General features: G+C 71.4%; 14 protein-coding genes, 2 tRNA genes and 1 other RNA gene. 9 read left to right on the top strand and 8 right to left on the bottom strand.

Features of this window, described 5'->3' with window-relative positions; genetic code table 11:
* Nucleotides 1-131: 131 nt before the first annotated feature.
* Nucleotides 132-1,802, bottom strand: a complete 1,671-nt coding sequence (locus AB0B48_RS26020) for a DUF885 domain-containing protein (RefSeq protein ID WP_357206101.1) — start codon at nucleotides 1,800-1,802, stop codon at nucleotides 132-134.
* Between the two features lie 130 nt (nucleotides 1,803-1,932).
* Here AB0B48_RS26020 and AB0B48_RS26015 point away from each other — a divergent pair, with 130 nt between their 5' ends.
* Nucleotides 1,933-2,913, top strand: a complete 981-nt coding sequence (locus tag AB0B48_RS26015) for a DMT family transporter (protein ID WP_357206099.1) — start codon at nucleotides 1,933-1,935, stop codon at nucleotides 2,911-2,913.
* A 29-nt stretch (nucleotides 2,914-2,942) separates the two neighbouring features.
* On the opposite strand, the gene AB0B48_RS26010 is transcribed toward AB0B48_RS26015, so the two are convergent.
* A complete protein-coding gene (locus tag AB0B48_RS26010) occupies nucleotides 2,943-4,016 on the bottom strand; it encodes a PHP domain-containing protein (RefSeq protein ID WP_357206097.1) in 1,074 nt (357 codons plus the stop codon).
* A gap of 1 nt (nucleotide 4,017) precedes the next feature.
* On the bottom strand, nucleotides 4,018-4,779 hold the full coding sequence (locus AB0B48_RS26005) for a peptidoglycan DD-metalloendopeptidase family protein (protein ID WP_357206095.1): 762 nt from the start codon (nucleotides 4,777-4,779) through the stop codon (nucleotides 4,018-4,020).
* 64 nt (nucleotides 4,780-4,843) lie between these two features.
* Here AB0B48_RS26005 and AB0B48_RS26000 point away from each other — a divergent pair, with 64 nt between their 5' ends.
* From AB0B48_RS26000 to AB0B48_RS25985, 4 genes are all read left to right on the top strand, one after another.
* Nucleotides 4,844-5,233: a hypothetical protein gene (locus AB0B48_RS26000; RefSeq protein ID WP_357206092.1), complete on the top strand. Its 390-nt coding sequence runs from the start codon at nucleotides 4,844-4,846 to the stop codon at nucleotides 5,231-5,233.
* A gap of 111 nt (nucleotides 5,234-5,344) precedes the next feature.
* Complete coding sequence (locus tag AB0B48_RS25995; RefSeq protein WP_167362451.1) at nucleotides 5,345-5,512, top strand: hypothetical protein; 168 nt, start codon at nucleotides 5,345-5,347, stop codon at nucleotides 5,510-5,512.
* A gap of 116 nt (nucleotides 5,513-5,628) precedes the next feature.
* The gene (locus AB0B48_RS25990) at nucleotides 5,629-6,156 is read left to right on the top strand and encodes a tRNA adenosine deaminase-associated protein (protein WP_355006056.1); all 528 of its coding nucleotides are present in this window, start codon (nucleotides 5,629-5,631) and stop codon (nucleotides 6,154-6,156) included.
* A 145-nt stretch (nucleotides 6,157-6,301) separates the two neighbouring features.
* Nucleotides 6,302-6,748, top strand: a complete 447-nt coding sequence (locus AB0B48_RS25985; RefSeq protein ID WP_357206104.1) for a nucleoside deaminase — start codon at nucleotides 6,302-6,304, stop codon at nucleotides 6,746-6,748.
* 144 nt (nucleotides 6,749-6,892) lie between these two features.
* On the opposite strand, the gene deoD is transcribed toward AB0B48_RS25985, so the two are convergent.
* On the bottom strand, nucleotides 6,893-7,600 hold the full coding sequence (deoD, locus tag AB0B48_RS25980) for a purine-nucleoside phosphorylase (RefSeq protein WP_074315244.1): 708 nt from the start codon (nucleotides 7,598-7,600) through the stop codon (nucleotides 6,893-6,895).
* Nucleotides 7,601-7,675: 75 nt separating this feature from the next.
* Between deoD and AB0B48_RS25975 the strand changes: the two genes are divergently transcribed.
* A tRNA-Ser gene (locus AB0B48_RS25975) sits at nucleotides 7,676-7,762 on the top strand.
* A gap of 56 nt (nucleotides 7,763-7,818) precedes the next feature.
* Here the strand turns inward: AB0B48_RS25975 and AB0B48_RS25970 are convergent.
* The 3 genes from AB0B48_RS25970 to AB0B48_RS25960 all read right to left on the bottom strand — a co-directional run bounded on the left by AB0B48_RS25970 (nucleotide 7,819) and on the right by AB0B48_RS25960 (nucleotide 9,882).
* Nucleotides 7,819-8,568, bottom strand: coding sequence for an SDR family oxidoreductase (locus AB0B48_RS25970; protein WP_357206088.1), 750 nt, complete (start codon nucleotides 8,566-8,568; stop codon nucleotides 7,819-7,821).
* A 171-nt stretch (nucleotides 8,569-8,739) separates the two neighbouring features.
* Nucleotides 8,740-9,234, bottom strand: coding sequence for a hypothetical protein (locus tag AB0B48_RS25965; RefSeq protein ID WP_357206085.1), 495 nt, complete (start codon nucleotides 9,232-9,234; stop codon nucleotides 8,740-8,742).
* Between the two features lie 93 nt (nucleotides 9,235-9,327).
* Nucleotides 9,328-9,882, bottom strand: coding sequence for a hypothetical protein (locus AB0B48_RS25960; protein WP_357206082.1), 555 nt, complete (start codon nucleotides 9,880-9,882; stop codon nucleotides 9,328-9,330).
* Nucleotides 9,883-10,040: 158 nt separating this feature from the next.
* Between AB0B48_RS25960 and AB0B48_RS25955 the strand changes: the two genes are divergently transcribed.
* Nucleotides 10,041-10,688: a DUF1349 domain-containing protein gene (locus AB0B48_RS25955; RefSeq protein WP_357206079.1), complete on the top strand. Its 648-nt coding sequence runs from the start codon at nucleotides 10,041-10,043 to the stop codon at nucleotides 10,686-10,688.
* A gap of 56 nt (nucleotides 10,689-10,744) precedes the next feature.
* On the opposite strand, the gene AB0B48_RS25950 is transcribed toward AB0B48_RS25955, so the two are convergent.
* A tRNA-Ser gene (locus AB0B48_RS25950) sits at nucleotides 10,745-10,829 on the bottom strand.
* A gap of 82 nt (nucleotides 10,830-10,911) precedes the next feature.
* Here AB0B48_RS25950 and ffs point away from each other — a divergent pair.
* Nucleotides 10,912-11,001, top strand: an RNA gene (ffs, locus tag AB0B48_RS25945) — signal recognition particle sRNA small type.
* A gap of 203 nt (nucleotides 11,002-11,204) precedes the next feature.
* Entirely contained in the window at nucleotides 11,205-14,447 is a 3,243-nt protein-coding gene (locus AB0B48_RS25940; protein WP_357206076.1) for a DNA polymerase III subunit gamma and tau, read from the top strand.
* Nucleotides 14,448-14,527: the final 80 nt, after the last annotated feature.

Raw genomic sequence — 14,527 nt, 5'->3', positions numbered from 1 at the left:
GGCGTACGTCACCTGTCACACGCTGCCCGCCCGGCCGTCGTTGCCACTGGCCCTCGTTTCAACGACACCCGCTCCGATGGCTCCCGGTGTGGCGGTAAGACGAGCCGCCAGCACCGGGAGCCATCAGCGACTCAGAGTCGGGCCAGCGCCCGGCGCAGCGGGTCGAGACCCAGGGCGCCCAGGTCCAACGCCTGCCGGTGGAACTCCCGCAGGTCGAAATCGGCGCCCTTGCGGGCCTTGGCGTCCTCGCGGGCCTGGAGCCAGATCCGCTCACCCACCTTGTACGACGGCGCCTGCCCCGGCCAACCCAGGTAGCGGTTCAGCTCGAAGCGCAGGTTCTCGTCCGGAACCCGGCAGTGCGCCCGCATGAACTCCCAGCCCAGCTCGGGCGTCCACCGCTCGCCCGGGTGGAAACCGAACGGATTGTCCTTCGGGATCTCCAGCTCCAGGTGCATGCCGATGTCCACGATGACCCGTGCCGCGCGCATCGCCTGGCCGTCGAGCATGCCCAGCTTGTCGCCCGGATCCTCCAGGTAGCCCAACTCGTCCATCAGCCGCTCCGAGTAGAGCGCCCAGCCCTCACCGTGCCCGGAGACCCAGCAGAGCAGCCGCTGCCAGCGGTTGAGCAGGTCGGCCCGGACGGCGGTCTGCGCCACCTGGAGGTGGTGACCCGGCACGCCCTCGTGGTAGACCGTCGTCACCTCTCGCCAGGTGGAGAAGTCGCTGATGCCCTGCGGCACCGCCCACCACATCCGACCCGGGCGGGAGAAGTCCTCGCTCGGGCCGGTGTAGTAGATGGCACCGTCGCTGGTCGGGGCGAGGCAGCACTCGATGCGGCGGACCTGCTCGGGGATGTCGAAGTGGGTGCCGTGCAGTTCGCTGATCGCCTTGTCGGCCAGCGCCTGCATCCAGTCCCGGAATGCCTCCTTGCCCTGGATGGTCCGGGCCGGGTCGGCGTCCAACGTGGTCACGGCCTCGTCGACGGTGGCACCGGAGCCGGCGATGCGCCCCGCCACGACCCGCATCTCCGCCTCCAGGCGGGCCAGCTCGGCGAAGCCCCAGGCGTACGTCTCGTCCAGGTCGACCTTGGCGCCGAGAAAGTACTGCGAGGCGAGCTCGTAGCGCTCCCGACCGGCGGCCTGCTTGTCCCGCCCGTGCGGGGCCATCTCGGTACGCAGGAACTGGCCGAACTCGGCGGTCGCGGCGGTCGCCGCCGCCGCACCCCGGCGCAGTTCCGCCCCGAGCGTGCCCTCCGCCCCGAGCCGCTCGACCAGCCCGTGGAAGAAGTTGTCACCGGTCGGGTCGACCCAGATGTCGCACTGCTTGGCCACCTCGACCAACTGCACCTTCGAGCTGACCTCACCGGCGGCGAGCGCCTCGCGCAGCGTGGTCTTGTAGCCCTCCAGCGCGGCACCGAAGCCGTTGAGCCGGGCGGCGATGTTGGCCTTCTCGTCGCTGGTCGCGGTGGGCATCAGGTCGAACACCATGCGGATCTCGTGCAGCCCGCTGGTGATCACGCTGACCTCGCTGGTCACCTCACCGGCGTCGTACCGGGCAAGGTCCAGGCCGAGCCGCTCCTGCATGGCCTCCTTGGCGGTCCGTTCCGATTCGTTTTCCGGCTCGGTCACCTCCAGCTCGGCCAGGGTCCGGCGGGTGAGGTCCGCGCGCGCACCGTAGCCGTCGGGCGAGAGGTCGTCGAGCTGGTCGTCATGGCCGGCGATGCCGACGAAGGTCGCGCCGGTGGGGCTCAACGGCGCCCACTCGGCCACGTAGCGGTTGGCGAGTTCATCAATTCGTCCCACGCTGCGACCCTACGTGACCACCCCACCCCCGTGTCGCTGACGTTTGTCGTGTTGGAGCTGCGGGTTCAGGCACGGCGTGACTGCCGAAAGGCGCGCGACTTTGTCGTACGGTTGCGGCAGAGTGTCAGGGGTGAACACCGATACCACTCCTGACAAGGCGCCGGCCCGCGCCTGGCTGCCCGGCTTTGTCGCCCTCGCCGCGATCTGGGGTTCCAGCTTTCTTTTCATCAAGGTCGGGGTGGCCGAGCTGCACCCGGTCCAACTCACCCTCTACCGGGTCGTCGCCGGCGCGTTGACCCTGCTGGTGGTCCTCGCAGTGCTGCGCGACCGGCTGCCCCACGAGCCTCGGGTCTGGGCGCACCTGACCGTCGTCGCCGCCTTCGGCGTGGCCGTGCCGTTCACCCTCTTCGGCTACGGCGAGCAGCGGGTCGAGTCGATGCTGGCCGGCATCTGGAACGCCACCACGCCGCTGATCGTGCTGCCGCTGGCGGTGCTGGTCTTCCGCACCGAGCGGCTCACAGCGCGCCGTGCGGTCGGGCTCGGGTTGGGCTTCGTCGGGGTGCTGGTGGTGCTCGGGGTCTGGGAGGGCATCGGCGGAGCGCACTTCACGGGGCAGCTGATGTGCTTCGGTGCGGCGGCCTGCTACGGCGTGGCCATCCCGTACCAGAAGCGGTTCGTCGCCGACAGCGCGTACTCAGGCTTGTCGCTCTCCACCGCGCAACTGCTGCTCGCGGCCGCGCAGCTGGCCATCGTCGCCCCCTTCGTCGCCGGCCTGCCGCCGCTGCCCACGGAGCTGTCGGCGGGGGTGGTGGCAAGCGTGCTGACCCTCGGCGCACTCGGCACCGGGCTCGCGTTCGTGATCAACATGCGCAACATCCGGCTGGCCGGCGCGAGCACCGCGTCCACTGTCACGTACCTGGTCCCGATCTTCGCGGTGCTGATCGGTGCGCTGGCGCTCGACGAACGACTCAACTGGCACCAGCCGGTCGGCGCGCTGATCGTGCTGCTCGGGGTCGCGGTCTCGCAGGGGATGTTCAGTCGTCGCCGGAGCAGCCCGGTCGTCGGCGTCGGCGCTCCCGCCACACCCGCCGCCGAACCCGTCCGCAGCTGACTGACCACAGTTTCGATCAGCGCCGGGGGTCAGGTGCGGGTGTGCGTCCAGGCCACCAGTTGCTCCGCCGACCAGGTGTTGATCACGCGGTCGGCGGGGACGCCGCAGAGGGCGGCGCGTTCGCAGCCGAACCGTTGCCAGTCGAGTTGACCGGGCGCGTGCGCGTCGGTGTTGATGGCGAACCGGCAGCCGGCCTCCAGGGCGCGACGGATCAGGCGCTTCGGCGGGTCCTGCCGCTCCGGCCGAGAGTTGATCTCGACGGCGGTGTCGTGCTCGGCGCAGGCGGCGAAGACGGCGTCCGCGTCGAAGTCGCTCTCCGCTCTGGTCCGCGCGCGGTGCCCCCGATCGCCCGGACCGGTCACCCCGGCCGGGCGGGACGACACCATCCGGCCGGTGACGTGCCCGAGGATGTCCAGGTGCGGATTGGCGACCGCCTTCAGCATGCGCCGGGTCATCTTCGACCGCTCGTCCTTCAGGCCGCTGTGCACCGACCCGACCACCACGTCGAGCCGCGCCAACAGGTCGTCGTCCTGGTCCAGGGAACCGTCGGCGAGGATGTCCACCTCGATCCCGGTGAGGATCCGGAAACCCTCGGGCAGCGCCGCGTTCACCTGCGCCACATGGTCGAGCTGCCGGCGCAGCCGCTCCGCGGTCAGCCCTCGGGCCACCGTCAGCCGGGGCGAGTGGTCGGTCAGCACCAGGTACTCGTGGCCCAACTCCACAGCGGCCAACGCCATCTCCTCGATGGGTGAGCCGCCGTCGGACCAGTCCGAGTGGGTGTGACAGTCGCCGCGCAGGGCGGCGCGGAGCGCCGTGGCCTCGGCGTCCAGGTCGCTGCCCTCGGTCGCCACCAGACGGCGGAGGTAGACCGGTTCCTCACCGGCGAGGGACTCCGCCACGCAACGGGCCGTGACGTCACCGACCCCGGCCAGTTCGGTGAGCGTGCCGTTGCCGGCCCGTTCGGTCAGCTCGGCCGCAGGCATGCCGGCCAGCGCCTTCGCCGCCGATCGGAACGCGCGCACCCGGTAGGTGGCCTCGTTCGCCCGTTCCAACAGGAAGGCGATCCGGCGCAGGTCGGCGATGGGATCTCTCGCGCGAGCCATGTCAGGGCGCCTTCGGGCAACCGCGCTTGCGTTGCCACGCGGTGACCTCGGTGGCCGGCTCCCGGTTGCCGCCGCGCCGCCAGGAGTCCAGGTAACGCGCCGGCCAGATCACCCCGCGCCGGATCCACCAGCCGTCCTTGCCCGCGCACGCCGGCGAGATGCCGAAGTGCACATGACACACGTTGTTCGCGTTGCCCGTGCGGCCCACCTTGCCGAGCTGCTGCCCGGCGCGGACCCGCACCCCGGCGTCGATGCCGCCGGTCACGACGCTCAGGTGCGAGCCGTAGTAGCGCACCCCGTCGTCCCCGAGCAGGGCGACCGACAGGCCGCCGTTGTCCGGGCCCTGCGGCCCACGCTTGCGGTACCGGTCCACTCGGCTCACCTCCAGCACCGTCCCGTCGGTCACCGCCACGAACGGCTCGCCGCAGTCGGCGAAGAGGTCCGTCGCCGGGTACGCCCCGTGCGTCGGGTGGTAGTCGACGTTGTCGGCGCGTACCGGAAAGACATGCTTCAGCCCCGCGCGGGGTGCCGTCGCTGACGGCCTGGCCGCCGACGGCGCCGGGGAGGCCGGGTCGGTCGCCGCCGGCGTGGGCGGCTGCGACGCCGGCTGGTCGGCGGTCGCCCAGACCGACTGTGGCGTCGGCGCGGCACCGTCGGGCACCCCCGGCCGGGTGGTCGCGCAGCCGGCAGCCAGCACCGGGGCGAGCAACAGCAGGATCGGGTACGCCGGACGAGCGCGGCGGCTGATCGTCGGCGAGGACATCCGGTCATCCTGGCAGAGCCGGTACCGTGGGCACGAGCGGCACGCGTGAGGGAGGGCAGCGACGGTGACCATTGCCCGACCCGAACCTGGCCCGGATTTCGGCGCCGCCCGCCCGGTTCCGCGTACCCCGTCGGGTCTCTTCCCCTCCGGGCCACCGCCACGGCCCACCTACCGCGAGCCGCACCCGGTCACCGGCGCTGGTGTCGCCGCCGGAGGCGGCGTGGCGGCCGGTTGGCTGCTGCTGTTCGGCCTGCTCGGCACCGACGTGGCCAGCTACGCGTGGTGGACGGTGTTCGCCGGCTTGCTGGCCTGGGCCACCGCCCTGGTGCTGGTGCGCTTTGGCGACCGAGGGGTGGCCACCGGGGTCGCCATCGTCACGGCGGGTGGGTGGAGCATCGCCGCCGCGGTGGTGGCGGTCCGCTGGGCCACCAGTGGTGACTGGCCGCTGTGGTGACCGGCGCGGACGGGCCCCGAAACGGTGCTCGGTGACTGCACCGTGTGCCCGGTTGGCTGCGTAGCGAACGCCGTCTTGACGTGGCCGCCGAGACTCGGCACGCTCGCAACTATGGCCTGGACCACTCCCCGGCAGGATCCCGATCGCAATCGCCGTCGACTGCAGTTGCTGGCCGAGTTGGCGGGCGCCCGGGCGGTCCGCCAACGCAGCCGACCGCAGCGGCAGCGCACCGAGCGTCTGCGCCAGCTCATCGCCACCCGCCGTCGAGTCGTCGGCTGATCCGACTTTGTCAGGAATGACCCGCCCTTCGGGGCGTTGACGGGTCGCCCGCCGACCCGACCGGCTAACGTGCACGCGTAACGAGTCGACGCTGTGTCGAGGCTATTGGGGGGACCGTGTCGTACTTCGCTGCGGCCGTGGTGCGCGACGACAGTGGCTGGACCGCCGCCGAGGTCAGCCTGCGTGGCGCCACCGACATCGACGAGGTTGCCGACCGGCTGCGTGACGTCGACCTGGAGGCCGACGTGTCGCTGCTCTTCGTCGAGGCCGACGACGCCTACCTGGTGATCCTGCGCCTCGACGAGGGCGAGGACCTGCGGGTCTTCGGTTCGGACTCCGCGTACGCGGAGGAGTCGCAGCTCGGGTCGCTGCTGGTCGGTGACCTGAAGACCTCGGTCACGGGGCTCGACGGCGACGACGAGCCACGCCCGGTGAGCACCGGTGACGAGGAGACCGAGCAGCCCGTCGTCGACCCGGAGGCCGATCCGGTCGGCGACGCCGACCTGCTGGCCAACCTGGGCATCTCCGCGCAGAAGCTGCTGACCCTCTGCACCCACGAGGGGATGATGCCGGCGGACGTCACAGTCGAGATCTGCCAGGTGCTCGGCTGCGCCGACGAGGTCGAGGAGCTGCGTGAGGTCTGAGCCGGCCGACGCCACCGATCCGTCGCTGGAGTCGATCCGACCGGGCCAGCCGACCCCCGGCGCGGTGCGCCGCGCCGGGCCCGGCGCGCACGAGGGCCTGGCCGACCTGGGCGAGGTCGGCCGACGACAGCGGCACGAGCTGTGGATGCGCCGTGCCCTGGAGGTGGCCGTCGCCGGTCCACCCGTCGACGACACGGTCAGCACCGACGTCGACGACGTGCCGGTGGGGGCGGTGCTCTACGGGCCGGACGGCGCCGAATTGGCCACCGGACGCAACGAGCGCGAGCTGACCGGTGACCCCACCGCCCACGCCGAGGTGCTGGCGCTGCGCCGGGGCGCCGAGCGCACCGGTCGGTGGCGGCTGGACGGCTGCACCCTGGTGGTCACCCTCGAACCGTGCACCATGTGCGCCGGGGCGCTGGTACTGGCCCGGGTCTCCACAGTCGTGTTCGGTGCCTGGGAGCCCAAGACCGGCGCTGCCGGATCGCTCTGGGACGTGCTGCGGGACCGTCGGCTCAACCACAGACCCGAGGTCTACGGCGGGGTGCTGGAGGCCGAGACCGCCAGCGTCCTGCGCGCGTTCTTCCGCTGAGAGGCGCTGGCAGCCGTCTGAAGGCACTGGCCGCCGTCTGACGTTCTGCGCCCCGGCGGTCTGATGCGAAAGAGCGTGATGACTATGAGTCATCTTGATGCCTCACAGTCATCACGCTCTTCGCGGCATTGCCGCCCGAACAGGTCAGGCGATGATCGTGTCGAGGGCGATCTCGACCATCTGGCTGAAGGTCTGCTCGCGCTCTTCCGAGGTGGTCTTCTCACCGGTCTTGATGTGGTCGCTGACGGTCAACACGGTCAGCGCGCGGGCCTTGAACCGGGCGGCGATCGTGTAGAGCGCCGCCGACTCCATCTCCACCGCCAGCACGCCGTAGTCGGCGAGGGTGTCGTACAGGTCCGGCCGGTCGGTGTAGAAGGCGTCCGCCGCCAGGATCGGCCCCACGTGCATGGTGATGCCACGCCGCTCGGCCACCTCGACCGACGTACGCAGCAGCCCGAAGTCGGCCACCGGGGCGTAGTCGATCAGCCCGTCGAAGCGCATCCGGTTCATGTTCGAGTCGGTGGACGACCCGATCGCGGCCACCACGTCCCGCAGTTGCAGGTCGGTGCTGAGGGCACCACAGGAGCCGACCCGGATCAGCGTCTTCACGCCGTACTCGTTGATCAGCTCGTGGGCGTAGATGGAGGCTGACGGCATGCCCATGCCGGAGCCCTGGACGGAAACCTCGACGCCGTTCCAGCGGCCGGTGAAACCCAGCATGCCCCGAACCGTCGAGTAGCAGGTAGCGCCCTCGAGGTAGGTCTCCGCGATCCACTTGGCCCGCAGGGGGTCACCCGGCATCAGGACCCGCTCGGCGATCTCGCCCGGCTTCGCGCCGATGTGCGTACTCATGGCAAAGATCCTGCCAGGCCGGCCCGGGCGATACCGGTTCGGCGTCGGAACCGGCGGTCCTGTACCCTCGTCGGCGGTGGCGTGTCCGAGCGGCCTAAGGAGCACGCCTCGAAAGCGTGTGAGGGTTAACGCCCTCCGAGGGTTCAAATCCCTCCGCCACCGCTCTGTAGTGCTGAAACGCCCGGTCGATCCGCGAGGATCGACCGGGCGTTCTCGCGTCAGAGCTGCTGCTCGCCGCCGTCGACGAACAACTCGCCGCCGGTCATGAAGCTGCTCTGGTCGGAGGCGAGGAAGAGCGCGGCGTTGGCGATCTCGTCCGGGTGTGCCATGCGCTGCATGGGTACGCCCGAGGCGATGGTCTTCAGCAGCCCGGGGGCCTCGGCGGGGCTGGGTGCGAGGCCGGCGAGCCCGGGGGTCTCGGTCGAGCCGGGCACCAGGGTGTTGACCCGGATCTTCCGGCCGATCAGCTCGGCGGCCCAGGTGCGGCCGAACGAGCGGATGGCCGCCTTGGACGCCGCGTAGACGCTGAACGCGGGCGTGCCGTTGCTCGCGGCTGTCGAGCCGGTGAGCACGATCGACGCGCCCTCGTTGAGCAGGGGCAGGGCCTTCTGCACGGTGAAGATGGTGCCGTAGATGTTGGTGTCGAAGGTGCTGGCCACGTGCTCGACCGTGATCGATTCGAGCGACCGGAACTCTCCGCCGCCGGCGTTGGCGAACACCACGTCCAGCCCGGCGCCCCGTTCCTCGATCGCCCGCATCACCCGGTCCAGGTCGTCGAGCTTGCTGACATCGCTGGCGATGCCGGTGACGTTCGCGCCGATGCTGGCGACGGCCTCGTCCACCGGGCCCTTGCGGCGGCCGGTGACGAAGACGTACGCGCCTTCGGCGGCGAAGCGGCGGGCGGCGGCCAGGCCGATGCCCGTGGTGCCCCCGGTGACGAGGGCGGTCTTGCCGTCGAGCTGTCCCACGATGGATCTCCTCTGTCGGGGTGTGATGGTGTGCGGCCGGCCGGGCCTCCTGCAGTTCTGTACCGAGCGGTACGTATCCGACCGTAGCAACCGCCGACGGGGTCCACAAATTTCTGTACCGATCGGTCTTTTATCGCCGGTAGGATGTGCCGAGAGGGGGAGATGAGCTGTTCAGCACGGGCCCGTCCCCTCGTTGAAGAGGCGGCGGGCCCAGTCCGCGTACCCGGCTATGGTTTTTCGGACAGTGCGCCCGTCGTGCAGGAACAGGTACGCGCGGTCGCCGCTGCGGGCGAGTAACCCGTCGAGTCGGTGTGTCCCCTGTGGAGCTCGTAACCGGCTGACCTCCGGGTAGCGGTCCCAGACCTCGTCGACGGGCGAGCCCGCCGTTATGCCCTCCGGTGTCCGCATCGGGTCGCCGACCCAGAGCAGCACGAGTTTGTCTTCCACGAAGACCGGGCTGACCGTGTCGTGGCCAGCGAGCATCGGCCCGCAGGCGTCCAGGCTGGTACGCAGGATGCCGCGTCGGGTCAGCTCGTCCTCGGTGGCACCGAACTCGATGTTGCTGAGGCCGTTCAGGTCGATGATCTCCACGTTGCCGGCGGGCCGGCCGTTCGGAATCGACCTGGTAGGCGGTACGCCGCTGCCCGCGATCGAGGCAGCCGTCATCAGTGCGGCGATAAACGCAAATTGTCGCAATTTCATGGAATCCCCCAGTCCCCCAACGGAACGGGAGCGTTCAGGTTGCTACCGAACGCCGGATTACTGGTTTTCCCACTGTTCGACCAGCTCGTCCCAGTAGTCGGCGCTGAGTCGACGCCGCCCGTGCGCCAGCCAGCCCTCGGTGCTCCGCTCCAGGTGCAACCCCAGTTCGGCGAACCTGTCGATCCAGGTGCCGGGCTCCACGCCGAGCTGGCTGAGCGCGCCGTTGATCGGCCACTGCTCGCGCGGCGCGCTCAACTCGTCGTCGAAGCACGGGCCCCAGGACAGTGCCCCGCCCAACCACACCGCTGCCGACTGGTAGCCGACCCCACCACCGAACTCCGCCTCCAGATAGGCCACCGGCCCCAACTGTGACCAGCGGGTCAGCACCTCGACCAGCGCCGTCGACAACACCAGGCCGAACGGACGCGCGGCGCTCCGGTCGTCAGTGGCGAAATCCGGCAACGACCCGGTCAGCTCGATCACCAACTGCGGGGTGACCGGCAGCAACGCGAAGTCCTGGCGCAGCCCGCCGAGGACCGCGTGATCCAGCTCGGCGGTCTGCTCGCGGAGCAGCTCAACGTCCGCGACCACCGCGCTGAGCTGGTAAGCCATGGAACCTCCGGTCGTCCACAGCCTGTGGATAGAACATGTGTACGACGGGGCTCCCCGCCGTCGGTGCCTGGGACGGTACCGGCCGGAGGGTGGACGTGCCGGGCCCTGCTCGATCAGTGGGCATCGGCGAGCAGGGCGACCGTTGTACGGTCCTGGCCATGGTCAGTCAACTGAGCGTTCCCGGTGTGCCGTTCCCGCTCGTGCCCTCGTCGGCCGAGCTGTGGCGGGTCGACGAGGCGGCCGGCACCGTGGCGGTCGAGGCGCAGCCGCTCACGGACATCTTCATCGACCCCAGCACCGGTGCCGCCGACGCGGCCGGAACCACCACGGTCAGCGCCGAGTCGACGCTCAACGCCGCGACGCTGCTCGGGGACCTGCCGACGGGGGACTTCCAGTTCAGCGCCCGGGTCAGCGTGGACTTCGCCGCCACCTTCGATGCCGGTGTGCTCCTGCTGTGGCTCGACGAGCGGCGCTGGGCCAAGCTGTGCTTCGAGTTCTCCCCGGCGGGCGACCCGATGATCGTGTCGGTCATCTGCCGAGGCGTCGCCGACGACGCGAACGCCTTCGTCGTACCCGACCGGTCGGTGTGGCTGCGGGTCTCCCGGGTCGACGGGGTCTACGCGTACCACGCCTCGGTCGACGGTGAGACCTGGCAGCTGATCCGCGTCTTCCTCCTCGACCCCGACGCGTCTCGCGACCGGATCGGCTTCGCGGGCCAGTCCCCGACCGGTGAGGGGTGCAGCGTGACCTTCGACGAGATCACGTTCCGGGCAGAGCGTCTGGGCGATCTGCGCGACGGCTCCTGACGATTCAGGGCCGGTCCCGTTAGGGCCGGCCCTGTCGTTGGTGCTGCTCACGCGAGCGGAGGATACGAGATTCGAACTCGTGAGGGTGTAAACCCAACACGCTTTCCAAGCGTGCGCCCTAGGCCTCTAGGCGAATCCTCCGCGAGCCAGGATACAGGCCCGTGTCGGCCGGGCCACCCCACCACCCCCTGAAGATCGACAGGCGGTCGGGTAGGCTGGGCGTCACCTCCCGTGCGGCGGTATCTCGTGAACCTCCCCAGGGCCGGAAGGCAGCAAGGATAAGCGAGCTCTGCCGGGTGCACGGGAGGCCTTTTTGTCTGTGGGCCGGTTGATCCACTCGGCATCCCTGATGTCGCGGTGTCCCGGCCATGCGGACACCGCGGTTTCCAGGAAGCCGAGTCGATCAAGCCCTGGTGGCCCGGTCGATCAAGGCTGAAGCCCCAGGCGCCCGGGGTGGTGGGTGGTCACCCGCGCCCGACCGGCGCAGAATGGCTCGGTCGAGAGGAGGCGGGACGAGTGACGCTGGCGCTCTACCGCAAGTACCGGCCGCGTACCTTCGCTGAGGTCATCGGTCAGGAGCACGTGACCGAGCCGCTGTCGCAGGCGCTGCGCAGCGGACGGCTCAACCACGCCTACCTCTTCTCCGGCCCCCGAGGCTGCGGCAAGACCACCAGCGCCCGGATCATGGCCCGCTCGCTCAACTGTGAGCAGGGCCCCACGCCCGAGCCGTGCGGCAAGTGTGACTCCTGCCGCTCGTTGGCCGCCGACGGCGCCGGCTCGATCGACGTGATCGAGATCGACGCGGCCAGCCACGGCGGTGTCGACGACGCCCGCGAGCTGCGCGAGCGCGCCTTCTTCGCGCCGGCCAGCAGCCGCTTCAAGATCTACATCATCGACGAGGCGCACATGGTCTCGACCCAGGGCTTCAACGCCCTGCTCAAGCTGGTCGAGGAGCCCCCGGAGTACGTCAAGTTCATCTTCGCCACCACCGAGCCGGAGAAGGTCCTCGGCACGATCCGGTCGCGTACCCACCACTACCCGTTCCGGCTGTTTCCGCCGAAGGTGGTCCGCCCGTACCTGGAACAGCTCACCCAGGCCGAGGGCGTCGCCGTCGAGCCGGCGGTCTTTCCGCTGGTGGTCCGCGCCGGTGGCGGCAGCATGCGGGACAGCCTCTCCGTGCTCGACCAGCTCATCGCCGGCGCCGGCGCGGAGGGAGTCAGCTACGCCCGGGCCGTCGCGCTGCTTGGCGTCACCGACTCGGCGCTGATCGACGAGATGTGCGACGCGCTGGCCGCCGGTGACGGCGCGGCCGCGTACGCCACCGTCGACCGGGTCGCCGAGGCCGGGCACGACATGCGCCGGTTCGCCTCCGACCTGCTGGAACGGCTGCGCGACCTGATCGTGATCCAGCAGGTGCCGGACGCCGCCGCGAAGGGTCTGATCGACGGCCCGGCCGACCAGATCGAGCGGATGGCAGCCCAGGCCTCGCAGCTCGGCTCGGCAACGCTCTCCCGCTGCGCCGACATTGTGCACAACGGCCTGGTCGAGATGCGCGGCACCACAGCGCCCCGCCTGCTGCTGGAGCTGATCTGCGCCCGGATGTTGCTGCCCGGCGCGGACGACTCCACCGGCGGCCTGCTCCAGCGCCTGGAACGGATGGAACGCCGGCTCACAGTGGGCGGCAGCGACGCGCCGTCGGCCGCCGCCGGCTCCGCGCCAACCAACCACCCAGGGGTACGCCCACAGCCAGCCACCCCGGTCCCGGCTGCCGCCACCCCGGCACCCGCGAACGCCCCCACCTCGGCACCGCCGTGGGACGTCGACCCGGCGGCGTCCCCGGCCCAGAGCGCTCCCGCCCCGGCTGCTCCGGTCACCGAGGCACCCGCTCCGACCTCCGGCACACCGGCCTCGTACGTCTCGCCGGCCGACTCGCCGATCCCGGCCTCGCCCGGCGCGTCGACCGGTCCGGCAACCGCTGACCAGGCCGTACCCGTCTCGCCCGCCGGCCCGGCCCCGCGTCGCGTGGTGCCACCGTCGGCGGTGCTTCCCGACCCGGCCACGCCCGCGCCGCCCCGACCCGGAGCACCGGCCGCCGCGCTGGACGCGGTAGCGGTCCGCCGCGTCTGGCCAGACGTGGTCGGCAAGGTCAACCGGACCAACAAGCGGATCGCCGCCCTGATGCGCGACGCGGTGGTCCGCGAACTCGACGGCGACACGCTGGTGCTGACGGTGAAGTCCACAGTGCTGGCCAAGATGATGGCCGACCACGCGGCGGTGCTCACCGACGCGCTCTACGAGGAGTTGGGCGGGCGCTGGCAGATCCGGTGCGAGGTGGCCGGCGAGCGCGGAGGCGTGTCGCTGTCCGGCTCGTCGCGCGCACCGCAGACCGCACCGCCCCGACCCGCCGCGCCCCCAGCCCCGTCCGACCCGCCCGCCGCCGCGAACCCGACTGCCGCAGGCCCGACGAGCGCGCCTCCAGCCCCGCCTGGCCCGACCGCCGCACCCGGCTCGAGCGCCGCACCCGGCTCGAGCGCCGCACCCGGCTCGAGCGCCGCGCCTGGCTCGAACCCCGCGCCTGGCTTGAACGCTGCGCCTGGGTCGACTGCCGCGCCCGGCTCGAACCCCGCGCCCGGCTCGAACCCCGCGCCCGGCTCGAATGACGCGCCCGGCTCGAATGACGCGCCTGGCTTGGGCGCTGCGCCTGGCTCGAATGCCGCGCTCGGCTCGAATGCAGCGTCAGGGTCGAACACATCTGGCTCGACCGCTGCGCCAAGTTCGAGCGCGGCGCATGGCTTCAGCGCCGCGCCCGGCTCGAATGACGCGCCTGGCTCGACCGCTGGGTCAGGCTCGAACGCAGCGCCAGGTGCGAATCCCGCCGGGCCTGGAAGTGGGCCACCCAACGCCCCGACCGCCGGGCCGACGAACGACTCGCCGACCGCCGCGAACCCGAGCGGCGCTGCCGGCTCGGCCTCGCGTGCCGGTGTCGGTGCGGGTTCCACTGGTCACGGTGCTGGTGGTCACGGTGCTGGTGGGCGGGGCGCAGCGCCGTCCGCCCCGGCGGCGGACGACGACGGCGACTGGCCGGAGGCGGCCCGCCCAGGTGGTGGTGGCCTCGCCGCCGAGGCTACTGATGACGAGGACTGGCCGGAGGCCGCCCGACCTGGCGGCGCGTCCGCTGGAAACGAGTCGAGCCCGCACTCCGCACCGGCGTCGACCGGCGCGAACGGCAGCACCGGGTACGGGAACGCCGGGAATGGCAGCGGCACCAACGGCGGCGGCCCGAACGGCGGCGGCCCGAACGGCGGTGGCGCGAACGGCACCGGACCCGGTGGTTCGGGTGGGCCCGGGGCGGCGGCCGGTGGCGGTAAGCCGGGTGGGCGGGGTAACCCGACACCGGCGGCCCGGCAGCCGGCGACAGCCGGTGGTGCGCCGGTGAGCAGCGCCATCGCCGCGGCTCGCGCGGCGGCGGCGGGGCGCGGTGCGCGTACCGGAGCGGCAGCCCGGCCCGTCGCGGACGCCGAATGGGCCGGCGAGCCCCCCTACGACCCGGACTTCGACGGCCCGACGAGGGCCGGCGGCCGGCCTGGCGGCGCGGCACCGGCGGCGACCCCGGCCTTCGAGGGGTTCGACCCGGGCGACGAGCCGTTGGACGAGATCATCGACGAGAAGACCGCCCGGGAGTCCAGCGAGGAGCAGGCGGTGCGCCTCCTCAGAGAGACCTTCGGCGCCGAAAAGATCAACGAGATCGACGCCCGCTAACGCCGTCGATCATGGAGTTGTGGTGGGTGGCAAATCGCCCACCAGTGCTCTTCTTGGGCACCACAACTCCATGATCGACG

The organism is Micromonospora sp. NPDC049089 (assembly GCF_040648775.1).
In the GTDB taxonomy this organism is placed as follows: domain Bacteria; phylum Actinomycetota; class Actinomycetes; order Mycobacteriales; family Micromonosporaceae; genus Micromonospora.
Note: the sequence above shows the minus strand (reverse complement) of the source record. Positions and strands in the feature narration are given on the sequence as shown.